This window comes from Kribbella sp., from assembly GCF_035655035.1.
Lineage (GTDB): Bacteria > Actinomycetota > Actinomycetes > Propionibacteriales > Kribbellaceae > Kribbella.
Genome location: NZ_DASRVN010000577.1, coordinates 1 through 10,482, shown reverse-complemented (window position 1 = coordinate 10,482; position 10,482 = coordinate 1). Strand labels below are relative to the sequence as shown.

10 protein-coding genes, 1 pseudogene and 1 riboswitch are annotated in these 10,482 nt (G+C 70.6%); of the genes and pseudogenes, 9 read left to right on the top strand and 2 right to left on the bottom strand.

The genetic code is table 11. The features are described 5' to 3' along the window. Nucleotides 1–201: 201 nt before the first annotated feature. The 4 genes from VFF46_RS30795 to VFF46_RS30780 are packed head-to-tail and all read left to right on the top strand — an operon-like array spanning nucleotide 202 to nucleotide 3,080. Nucleotides 202–1,134, top strand: a complete 933-nt coding sequence (locus VFF46_RS30795; RefSeq protein WP_325040741.1) for a 2-hydroxyacid dehydrogenase — start codon at nucleotides 202–204, stop codon at nucleotides 1,132–1,134. 20 nt (nucleotides 1,135–1,154) lie between these two features. Next, a complete protein-coding gene (locus VFF46_RS30790) occupies nucleotides 1,155–2,249 on the top strand; it encodes an exo-alpha-sialidase (RefSeq protein WP_325040740.1) in 1,095 nt (364 codons plus the stop codon). Continuing rightward, complete coding sequence (locus VFF46_RS30785) at nucleotides 2,246–2,509, top strand: MoaD/ThiS family protein (protein WP_325040739.1); 264 nt, start codon at nucleotides 2,246–2,248, stop codon at nucleotides 2,507–2,509. The genes VFF46_RS30790 and VFF46_RS30785 overlap by 4 nt, the downstream gene beginning before the upstream one ends. Before the next feature lie 31 nt (nucleotides 2,510–2,540). After that, complete coding sequence (locus VFF46_RS30780; protein WP_325040738.1) at nucleotides 2,541–3,080, top strand: AAA family ATPase; 540 nt, start codon at nucleotides 2,541–2,543, stop codon at nucleotides 3,078–3,080. Here VFF46_RS30780 and VFF46_RS30775 read toward each other — a convergent pair. Next, nucleotides 3,070–3,936 (bottom strand): 5-aminoimidazole-4-carboxamide ribonucleotide transformylase, encoded by an 867-nt coding sequence (locus tag VFF46_RS30775; protein ID WP_325040737.1) that lies wholly within the window; start codon nucleotides 3,934–3,936, stop codon nucleotides 3,070–3,072. The genes VFF46_RS30780 and VFF46_RS30775 overlap by 11 nt on opposite strands. Before the next feature lie 18 nt (nucleotides 3,937–3,954). Beyond that, a riboswitch (ZMP/ZTP riboswitch) is annotated at nucleotides 3,955–4,032 on the bottom strand. 2 nt (nucleotides 4,033–4,034) lie between these two features. Then, nucleotides 4,035–4,754, bottom strand: a complete 720-nt coding sequence (locus VFF46_RS30770) for a class I SAM-dependent methyltransferase (RefSeq protein ID WP_325040736.1) — start codon at nucleotides 4,752–4,754, stop codon at nucleotides 4,035–4,037. A 326-nt stretch (nucleotides 4,755–5,080) separates the two neighbouring features. On the opposite strand from VFF46_RS30770, the gene VFF46_RS30765 reads away from it, so the two are divergent. From VFF46_RS30765 to VFF46_RS30745, 5 genes and pseudogenes are all read left to right on the top strand, one after another. Next, a complete protein-coding gene (locus tag VFF46_RS30765; RefSeq protein WP_414673109.1) occupies nucleotides 5,081–6,832 on the top strand; it encodes an acetolactate synthase large subunit in 1,752 nt (583 codons plus the stop codon). Beyond that, nucleotides 6,832–7,335 (top strand): annotated as a pseudogene (ilvN, locus tag VFF46_RS30760) (acetolactate synthase small subunit); the annotation flags it as partial. The gene VFF46_RS30765 and the pseudogene ilvN, both read left to right, overlap by 1 nt. 159 nt (nucleotides 7,336–7,494) lie before the next feature. Further along, nucleotides 7,495–8,514, top strand: coding sequence for a ketol-acid reductoisomerase (gene ilvC / locus VFF46_RS30755; RefSeq protein WP_325040742.1), 1,020 nt, complete (start codon nucleotides 7,495–7,497; stop codon nucleotides 8,512–8,514). A gap of 111 nt (nucleotides 8,515–8,625) precedes the next feature. After that, entirely contained in the window at nucleotides 8,626–9,810 is a 1,185-nt protein-coding gene (locus tag VFF46_RS30750) for a serine protease (RefSeq protein ID WP_325040734.1), read from the top strand. 117 nt (nucleotides 9,811–9,927) lie between these two features. Then, a partial coding sequence (locus VFF46_RS30745; protein WP_325040733.1) for an NAD(P)-dependent oxidoreductase occupies nucleotides 9,928–10,482 on the top strand: 555 nt, incomplete at its 3' end.

The window sequence follows — 10,482 nt, the reverse complement described above, 5'->3', positions numbered from 1 at the left end:
GGTTCGAACTGCGCTTCGCGAGCCGGACGGGATCGCCGTTCGGGATCCGCCGGTACGACTCCCGCAGCCGCCCGACGGCCTGATCGTGCGCCACCACCGCCGCCACATCCGATGTCGAAGGCACCGATCCAGCTTACGACGCGGCCCGGCCTCTGGCACGGCTGTTCAAAACTGTCCGGGTGGCCGAGTAAGTTCTGTCACATGGGTGATGTGGTGAAGGCATGGCTTCCGTGGGAGGATCCCGGCGCGTTCCTGGGTGGGGTGCCCGCGGGGGTCGACGTGGAGGTGTTCTCCGGCGGTGAGCGGCCGGCGTCGCCCGACGAGGTGGAGTTCTACGTGCCCAGCTACATGGGCGGCGGTGACGTGTTCGACGTCGTCAAGGAGATGCCCGCGCTGAAGGTGGTGCAGCTGCAGACGGCCGGGTTCGAGCACGTCCAGTCCCGGCTCGCCGACGGTGTGACGTTGTGCAACGCGCGCGGCGTGCACGACGCGTCCACGGCGGAGCTGGCGGTCGGGCTGATCCTCGCGACGTTCCGGAACCTGCCGCGGGCGGTCCGCGACCAGGAGCGGCAGGTGTGGCCGGATTCGTACGACCAGGTCGACGACTCGCTCGCGGACCGGACCGTGCTGATCCTCGGCTACGGCGCGATCGGCGAGGCGCTGGAGCGGCGGCTGAGCGGGTTCGAGTGCGACATCGTCCGGGTCGCGCGGCGCGCCCGGGACGGCGTCCACCCGATCTCCGAGCTGCCGGAGCTGCTGCCGCGCGCGGACGTCGTCGTACTGCTGACCCCCGCCACCGCGGAGACGAAGCGGATGGTGGACGCGACGTTCCTGAAACGGATGAAGGACGGCGCACTGCTGGTGAACGTCGCGCGCGGTGTCGTGGTGGACACGGACGCGTTGCTCGCCGAGCTCGGTACGCGGCGGATCCGGGCCGCTCTGGACGTCACCGACCCCGAGCCGTTGCCCGCCGGACATCCGCTGTGGTCTGCTCCGAACGTACTGATCAATCCGCACCGCGGTGGCGCCTCGACGGCGTTCGCGCCGCGGGTCGCCAGGCTGGTGCGGGCACAGCTGGAGCGCTACGCGTCCGGGGAACCGTTGATCAATGTGGTGGCCGGGCCACCCCGCTGAGACTCTGTAGGAGGACGAAGATGTCCGAGGCCGTACTGCTGATCGGGACCAAGAAGGGGCTCTGGATCGGCCGGAGCGACGCCGCCCGGAAGGACTGGCGGCTCGACGGACCGGTGCCGGAGTTCGAGATGCAGGGCGTGTACGCCGTGGGCATCGACACCCGCGGTGGCACCGCCCGCCTGTTCGTCGGCGGCACCAGCGAGCACTGGGGGCCGGCGGTCTTCCACTCCGACGACCTCGGCCGGACCTGGGCGGAGCCGCCGGAGGGATCGATCGGGTTCCCGTCCGTCGCCGGCGCGACGCTCGAGCGGGTCTGGCAGATCCAGCCCGCCCCGGCCGACCAGCCAGGGGTCGTGTACGCCGGTTCGCAGCCGTCCGCGCTCTGGAAGTCGACCGACGGCGGCGTGACGTTCGACCTGGTCCGCGGCCTCTGGGACCACCCGCACCGGACCCAGTGGGACGCCGGGTTCGGCGGCCAGGCGGTGCACACGGTGCTGCCGCACGCGACCGACCCGGACCGGATCAGCGTCGCGATGTCGACCGGCGGGGTGTACCAGACGACCGACGGCGGCGAGACCTGGTCCCCGGCGAACCACGGCATCAAGGCCTACTTCATGCCGGACCCGGACCCGGAGTTCGGCCAGTGCGTGCACAAGCTGGCGGCGCACCCCGGCGTACCGGAGCGGATGTTCGCGCAGAACCACCACGGCGTGTACCGGTCGGACGACGGCGGGGCGATCTGGAAGTCGATCGCGGACGGGCTGCCGTCGGACTTCGGGTTCCCGATCGTCGTGCACCCGCACGAGCCGGACACCGTGTACGTGTTCCCGCTGATCGCGGACGGCAACCGGATCCCGGCCGAGGCGAAGTGCCGGGTCTACCGGTCGCGCGACGCCGGTGCGACCTGGGAGCCGCTGACCTCGGGGCTGCCCGACGTGTCCTACGTGCCCGTACTGCGGGACGCGATGACCACCGACACCGCCGACCCGGCCGGTGTGTACGTCGGCACCCGGGACGGCTGCGTGTACGCGAGCGCCGACGCCGGCGACAGCTGGACCGAGGTCGCCCGGCACCTGCCCGACGTCCTCACGGTCCGGGCCGCGGTGCTCGAATGATCGCAGTCCGCCTGCCGACCGTCCTGCGCCCGTTCGCCGGCGGCGCCGAACGCGTCGAGGTCGAGGCCGCCACGGTGGCCGAGGCCTTCGCCGCGCTCGACGCACCGCTGCGCCGCCGCCTCACCGACGAACAGGGCGCGGTCCGCCGGCACGTCAACGTCTATCTCCGCGACGAGAACATCCGCGACCTCGACGGCCTCGGCACACCGGTGAGCGACGGCGACGAACTCCTGATCCTCCCGAGCGTCGCGGGCGGCTAATGCGGTTGCACCACCCGTTAGCGTCGGCGACATGAGCAACGTCCTGATCCTCACCGGCCCGTGCGGGTCGGGCAAGACCACCGTGGCCCGTCTCGTCGCCACCGACGCCGGCCGGCCGACGATGCACCTGACGACCGACGAGTACTACCGGGGCATCCGCACCGGTTTCGTCGCGCCGTACCTGCCCGGAGCCGAGCGGCAGAACGAGGTCGTCGTCGACGCGATCGTCGCCACGGTCGCCGCCTATGCGCGTGGTGGGTACGACGTGGTCGTGGACGGGATCATCGGCCCGTGGTTCCTCGCACCGTTCCGGGCGGCCGCGGCTGAGGGGGAGTGGGCGATGTCGTACGTCGTTCTCCGCCCGGATCTCGGGACCACCCTGCGGCGTGGGCAGGATCGTCCCGAGACCGAGCTGACGGACGCGGAGGCGCTCACCGGGATGCACCAGGCATTCGCGGATCTCGGCGAGCTCGAGCGGCATGCGATCGACACCACTCGGCTCGACGCGGTGCAGACGGCTGGCGAGGTGCGTAAAGCTGTTGCTGCGGGCACCTATCTGCTCAGTGTCTGAAGAGCCGTAGGCCGGTAGCCGACCAGGTGATCCCGAGGTCCGCGCAGGCGGCGGCGACCTCGGCGGAGCGGATCGAGCCGGCGGGCTCGACGATGTGGGTGACGCCGTACCGGTGCGCGACCTCGACGTTGTCGGCGAACGGGAGGTGGCCGTCGGAGACCAGGGTGACGCCGCTGAGGGGTTCGGTGGACCAGAGCGCCGCCTTCTCGCCGGCCAGGCGGGTGCAGTCGACGCGGGACTGCTGCCCGGCGCCGACGCCGATCGTCATCCCGTCCTTCACCAGTACGACGGTGTTCGACTGGGTGTAGCGCGCGACGATCATCCCGAGCACCGCGTCGTCCGGCAGGTCGTTGGGGAGCGGCGCGGCGTCCCGCTCCTGCGTCAGCCGGACGCCGTACACCTCCCGGACCTCCTCCGCGGGCGGCTCGTACGACGGGTCCATCTCCAGCACCAGATACGTACCGCGCTTCTTCGCCGCCAGGATCTCCAGTACGCCGTCGTCGTACCCGGGCGCGATGATCCCGTCCGACACCACCCGCTTCAGTACCGCCGCCAGCTCCAGGTCCACCGGATGCGACACCGCGACGAAATCGCCGTACGACGACTTCGGGTCCGCGTCCCGCGCTCGCGTGTAGGCCTCCGCGACGGTCCCGCCGAGCGCGGCGCCCGCGGGCGACACGTGCTTGTACGACGCCGCGGCCGGTACGCCGAACCGCTCCGCCGCCTCCCGCACCAGCTGCCACCCGGTCAGCGCGTCCAGGATGTTGATGTACGACGGTGCACCCGCGAGCACCGTGAACGGCGCATCGTCGAGGGTGGCCGCCTGATGAGGATTCATGCCGTACCGCAGACGCATCGGGACCTCCGAGTCGCTCGAAGACGCCCAGGCGGACGACGCCTTGCTCGAAAGCTCCCTGGTGGTGCCCCACCCTCGCCAGTCGCGGTCCGACCAGCCTACTTGGTCGCCCGCACCACCAGCAGCCGCGACTTCGCGTCCAGCGGCTCACCGTGCCAGCCGCCGTCGATGACCACCTCGGAGAACCCGGCCGCGCGCAGGTCGGCGGTGAGCTCGTCGGCGGACCGGAAGTACAGGACGTTCCGGTAGACCGCGTCGTGCCCGTCCTCGAACACGTTGTGGGCGTCGAACACCACCCGCCCGTCGGCGATCTCGATCAGCTCGAGCCACTCCTTCAGGTGCCCGGCCACGGTGTCGCGTTCGCCGTACGTCGCCTCGCTGGTCCACTGCTCCCAGGCCCGCACGGCCGGATTCCGCGACTCGAACGCGAACACGCCGCCGGGACGCAGCGCGGCAGCCAGCGCGACGACCGTGTCCGCGTGCTCCGCCACGTGCATCATCGTGTTGCCGCTGCTGACCACGAGATCCACGTCGCCGGTCGGCCGCACGGCGCGGTGGTCGCCGTCGATCCAGGTGACCGCCTCGGCGCCGGGCTGCCGGCGCGCGTACCCGAGCATCGTGGGGCTCGGGTCGATGCCGATCACCTCCCGCCCGGGCGCGACCAGCGACCGCGTGAGCAGTCCGGTACCGCAGCCGAAGTCCAGCACCTTCGCGGTGCCCTCGGCCAGGGCGCGGTAGTACGCGTGGTCCTCGCCGGCCGGGTTGTCCAGGTCGTAGAGCTGCACCAGCTGTTCGTCGCCGTACGGATCGTGGCTCACCCCGGGAATGGTACGGACTGGCTGTTCATAAGACAGTTGTCTCAATAAATGAGACGCGGATGGGCTGAGCTTGACCCGGTCGGCGGGTTTCGGCGAATAATGCCTACATGCGATCGATTCTCCTCGTACTTGTGCGGCGCGCCGACTGACGCGACCACTGAGTCGAGCGCGCCCCTTCAGCCAACCCGGCGGAAGGGGTTTTTTGTTGCCAATGCGACTATCCGAGACCCGGGGTCGCGGCGGTGACGGCCACGAGCGAGGATGGATCGGTCGCGAACAGTACCGTTTCTTGGGCAAAATTCGTGACAGGACAGGAAGGCTCTCTCATGAGTGAGCAGCTGACCGGGGCACAGGCTCTGATCCGCGCACTGGAACATGCCGGGGTGGACACCGTCTTCGGCATCCCGGGCGGCGCGATCCTCCCGGCGTACGACCCGATGCTCGACTCGACCCAGATCCGCCACATCCTGGTACGTCACGAGCAGGGCGCCGGCCACGCCGCCCAGGGGTACGCCGCGGCGTCCGGCAAGGTCGGCGTCTGCATGGCGACCTCCGGGCCGGGCGCGACCAACCTGGTGACGCCGATCGCCGACGCGTACATGGACTCGGTGCCGCTGGTCGCGATCACCGGCCAGGTGGCGGGCGCCGCGATCGGCACCGACGCCTTCCAGGAGGCGGACATCCGCGGCATCACGATGCCGATCACCAAGCACAACTTCCTGGTCACCGACCCGAACGAGATCGCGACCACGATCGCCGAGGCGTTCCACATCGCCTCCACCGGCCGCCCCGGCCCGGTGCTGGTGGACGTCACCAAGGACGCGATGCAGACCACCGGCGTCGACTTCCAGTGGCCGACCGAGCTCGCGCTGCCCGGCTACCGGCCGGTCACCCGCCCGCATCCGAAGCAGGTGCGCGAGGCGGCCCGGCTGATCGTCGCCGCCGAGAAGCCGGTGCTGTACGTCGGCGGCGGCGTGATCCGCGCCCAGGCCAGCGCCGAGCTGAAGGAACTGGCCGAGCTGCTCGGCATCCCGGTGGTCACCACGCTGATGGCCCGCGGCGCGCTGCCCGACACCCACGAGCTGCACTTCGGGATGCCCGGCATGCACGGCTCGGTGTCCGCGGTCGGCGCCCTGCAGCGGTCCGACCTGCTGATCACGCTCGGCGCGCGCTTCGACGACCGGGTGACCGGCAAGCTGGACTCGTTCGCCCCGGACGCCAAGGTCATCCACGCCGACATCGACCCGGCCGAGATCGGCAAGAACCGGGCCGCCGACGTGCCGATCGTGGGCGACTGCAAGGAGGTCATCACCGACCTGCTCGCCGCGGTCCGGACCGAGATCGCGAGCGCCGGCCGGACCCCGTCGTACGACGCCTGGCGGCACCAGCTGGAGGACGTCCGCGCCCGCTACCCGGTCGGGTACGACGAGCCCGAGGACGGCACGCTGTCGCCGCAGCACGTAATCCAGCGGATCGGCCAGATCGCCGGCCCGGACACCGTGTACACCGCGGGCGTCGGCCAGCACCAGATGTGGTCCGCGCACTTCCTGCCGTTCGAGAAGCCCGGTCACTGGCTGAACTCCGGTGGCCTCGGCACCATGGGGTACGCCGTACCGGCCGCGATGGGCGCCAAGGTCGCCCGCCCGGACAAGACGGTCTGGGCGATCGACGGCGACGGCTGCTTCCAGATGACCAACCAGGAGCTGGTCACCTGCGCGCTGGAGGGCATCCCGATCAAGGTTGCCGTGATCAACAACCAGTCGCTGGGCATGGTCCGGCAGTGGCAGACGCTGTTCTACGACAAGCGCTACTCGAACACCGACCTGCACTCGACCCGGATCCCGGACTTCGCCAAGCTGGCCGAGGCGATGGGCGGCGTCGGGCTGCGGTGCTCGGACAAGGACTCGCTGGACGCCACCATCGAGAAGGCGATGGCGGTCACCGACGCGCCGGTCGTCGTCGACTTCGTCGTGCACCGGGACGCGATGGTGTGGCCGATGGTCGCCGCCGGCGTCAGCAACGACGAGATCCAGATCGCCCGCGACATGGCCCCGACCTGGGACGGCGAGGAGCTGTAATGAGCAAACACACGTTGAGCATCCTGGTCGAGAACAAGCACAGCGTGCTGGCCCGGGTGGCCGCGCTGATCTCCCGCCGCGGGTTCAACATCGACTCGCTCGCGGTCGGTCCGACCGAGCACCCCGAGGTGTCCCGGATGACGATCGCGGTGACCGTCGACGAACAGCCGCTCGAGCAGATCACCAAGCAGCTCAACAAGCTGGTGAACGTGATCAAGATCGTCGAGCTCGAGCCCACCCAGACCGTGCAGCGCGAGCTGCTGCTGGTGAAGGTGAAGGCGGACACGCTGACCCGCGGACAGGTGCTGGAGACCGTCCAGCTGTTCCGTGCGAAGGTGGTGGACGTGGCACCGGACGCGATCACGATCGAGGCGACCGGTAATCCCGAGAAGCTCGAAGCCATGCTCCGGGTGCTGGAACCCTTCGGCGTCCGCGAGCTGGTGCAGTCCGGCATGGTGGCGATCGGCCGCGGCAGCCGCTCGATCTCCGACCGCACGCTGCGGCCGGTCCCGGTGCCGCCGCCGCACGTCCAGACCGGACCGCCGAACGTCCAGGCGCGACCCGCCGAGCGTTCGCACCCGGTACCGGCGCCGCCGCCGGGCCGTACCGCCGCCGCCGTACCGAATCAACACTAAGGAGAAGTGCCCGAAGTGGCTGCTGAAATGTTCTACGACGACAACGCCGACCTGTCGGTGATCCAGGGCCGGCACGTGGCCGTCCTCGGCTACGGCTCCCAGGGCCACGCCCACGCGCTCTCGCTGCGCGACTCCGGCGTCGACGTCCGCGTCGGTCTGCCCGAGGGCTCGAAGAGCCGGGCCAAGGCCGAGGCCCAGGGCCTGCGGGTCGTCACCCCGGCCGAGGCCTGCGAGGAGGCCGACGTGATCGTCGTGCTCGCTCCGGACCCGGCGCAGCGCAAGCTCTACAAGGAGGCCATCGAGCCGAACCTGGTCGACGGCGACGCGCTGGTCTTCGGGCACGGCTTCAACATCCGGTTCGGCTACATCAAGCCGCCGGCGGGTGTCGACGTGTTCATGGTCGCCCCGAAGGGCCCGGGCCACCTGGTCCGGCGCGAGTACTCCGAGGGCCGCGGCGTACCGGTGCTCGTGGCCGTCGAGCAGGACGCCACCGGCAAGGCCTGGGACCTGGCGCTCTCGTACGCGAAGGGCATCGGCGGCCTGCGGGCCGGCGGTATCAAGACCACGTTCACCGAGGAGACCGAGACCGACCTGTTCGGTGAGCAGGCCGTCCTCTGCGGTGGCGTGTCGGCGCTGATCCAGGCCGGCTTCGAGACGCTGACCGAGGCCGGGTACCAGCCCGAGGTCGCGTACTTCGAGTGCCTGCACGAGCTCAAGCTGATCGTCGACCTGATCTACGAAGGCGGCATCGCCAAGCAGCGTTGGTCGGTCTCCGACACCGCCGAGTACGGCGACTACGTGTCCGGCCCGCGGATCATCGACGCGTCGGTGAAGGCCCGGATGAAGGAGGTCCTCGGCGACATCACCGACGGCACCTTCGCGGCCCGCTTCATCGCCGACCAGGACGCCGGCGCGCCGGAGTTCGCCGAGTTCCGCAAGCAGAGCGAGGCGCACCCGATCGAGGCCGTCGGCAAGGAGCTGCGCGGCCTGATGGCGTGGGTGAAGTCCCACGACGAGGACTACGTCGAGGGCTCTGCCGCGCGCTGACCGGCACCCGCTCGAAGGGCCCGGACCGTCCAGGTGGACGGCCCGGGCCCTTCGTTTGCGACAATGTGTGACGGTTCCGGTCCAGTGCGGTGAAGTGGGGGAGGTGAGCGGGTGGCGAACGACGCGCTGCCGCGCCCGCCCCGGCGGATCCCGGCGGGTGCCGGGTCGCTCACCCAGCTGGAGACGCCCAGCCGCGTCCCGGGCGGATCCGGGCCACCGCCGCGCCGACCGTGGATCTTCGGGCGGTTCCTGGCCGGGCTGGTCGTGCTGCTGGTGGTCGTCGCGGCCGGCGGCGGCGCGGGCTGGTACTTCCGGCAACGGAGCGTGCAGATCGATACGGCCGCCGTACTGAAGTCCGCCGGTCCCGCCGTGGTCCGGGTGCTCGCCACCACCTGCGCGGGCAGCGGCGAGGCTTCCGGCGTACTGATCGACAACGGTCGCATCCTGACCGCCGCGTCGGCCGTCGACCAGCCGAAGTCGATCGTGGTGGTCGCACCGGACGGGCGGATGCGCCGGGCCAACCTGCTCGGGACCAGCGCCGACGGTGTCGCGGTCCTGCAGTCGATCGGTTTCGACGGCCCGCCGCTGCACCTCGCGGCCGCCGACCCGGACAGCCACGCCGAGCGAGCCCTGATCGGCTACACGGCGGCGGGCAAGCAGGTCGTCAACGAGATCGGCTCCACGGCCGACCCGAAGGCACTCAGCCAGTTCATGAACGCCGGCAAGCTGGGCGGCCCGGTGGTCGGCAAGTCCGGCGAGCTCGTCGGACTGGTCACCGGCGCCACCGTCCCGGCCGCCGCGGTCGTCCCGCTCGGCAAGCTTCGGGAGTACGTCGCGCCCGCACCGTCCGGCATCACCGTCGCGACCGCCGGCACCTGCCCGGAGTCGCGTGGTCCACAGGGCGGGATCGCGCCGCTGCTCCAGGTCGCCGGTACCCCACTGGCCCTGGAGGTGCGAAGCCTGCTCGCGAACTACCTGACCCTGGAGAACAAGCACGAGTTCGACAAGGTGCAGGACGTGTACTCCCCGCGGCTGGCGCAGTCCCTCACCCCGGCCAGGGACCGCACGGGTCACGCGACCGCGTACTTCTTCAACCCGCGGATCACCGACCTCGCGCCGGACGGCTCCTATGCGCGGATGGCCTACAACGTGCTGTTCGCCGGGACCGCCAAGGGCGCCGCGGGCGGTGTCTGCAACCGGCTGGACGCGCGGATCGACCTGGTCCGGGCGGCCGGCAAGCTGGTGATCGACAAGATCAGCTGGGCGACACCTCCGGTCGCCTGCGACACCGACTGACCGGCATCCGGGTCGCCGGGCGCGTCGATCCGGGGACGCGGTACCATCGATGCAGCGGGCACAGCGCGGTGCTCTGGAAGATCATGAGCCCCTACCGCTTCTGCAGGAGATTCCTCCATGACTGACGTAACCCGGCCCGTCGTCCTGATCGCCGAAGAGCTCAGCCCGGCCACCGTCGAGGCGCTCGGCCCCGACTTCGAGATCCGCCACGCCAACGGTGCCGACCGCGCCGAACTGCTCCCGGCCATCGCCGACGTCGACGCCATCCTGATCCGCAGTGCCACCAAGGTGGACGCCGAGGCGCTCGCCGCCGCGAAGAAGCTGAAGGTCGTCGCCCGCGCCGGCGTCGGCCTCGACAACGTGGACGTGAAGGCCGCCACCCAGGCCGGCGTGATGGTCGTCAACGCGCCGACCTCCAACATCACCAGCGCTGCGGAGCTCGCGGTCGCGCTGCTGCTCGCCTCCGCCCGCCGGGTCCCGGCCGCGAACGAGTCGCTGAAGAAGGGCGAGTGGAAGCGCAGCAAGTACTCCGGTGTCGAGCTGTTCGAGAAGACCGTCGGCATCGTCGGCCTCGGCAAGATCGGCGTCCTGGTCGCGCAGCGGCTGGCCGCCTTCGGCATGAACGTGATCGCCTACGACCCGTACGTGCAGGCCGGCCGCGCCGCGCAGATG

Coding starts and splice junctions, on each gene's coding strand:
- VFF46_RS30795 (WP_325040741.1), top strand. CDS start 202: ATGGGTGATGTGGTGAAGGCATGGCTTCCGTGGGAGGATCCCGGCGCG.
- VFF46_RS30790 (WP_325040740.1), top strand. CDS start 1,155: ATGTCCGAGGCCGTACTGCTGATCGGGACCAAGAAGGGGCTCTGGATC.
- VFF46_RS30785 (WP_325040739.1), top strand. CDS start 2,246: ATGATCGCAGTCCGCCTGCCGACCGTCCTGCGCCCGTTCGCCGGCGGC.
- VFF46_RS30780 (WP_325040738.1), top strand. CDS start 2,541: ATGAGCAACGTCCTGATCCTCACCGGCCCGTGCGGGTCGGGCAAGACC.
- VFF46_RS30775 (WP_325040737.1), bottom strand. CDS start 3,936: ATGCGTCTGCGGTACGGCATGAATCCTCATCAGGCGGCCACCCTCGAC.
- VFF46_RS30765 (WP_414673109.1), top strand. CDS start 5,081: ATGAGTGAGCAGCTGACCGGGGCACAGGCTCTGATCCGCGCACTGGAA.
- ilvC (WP_325040742.1), top strand. CDS start 7,495: ATGTTCTACGACGACAACGCCGACCTGTCGGTGATCCAGGGCCGGCAC.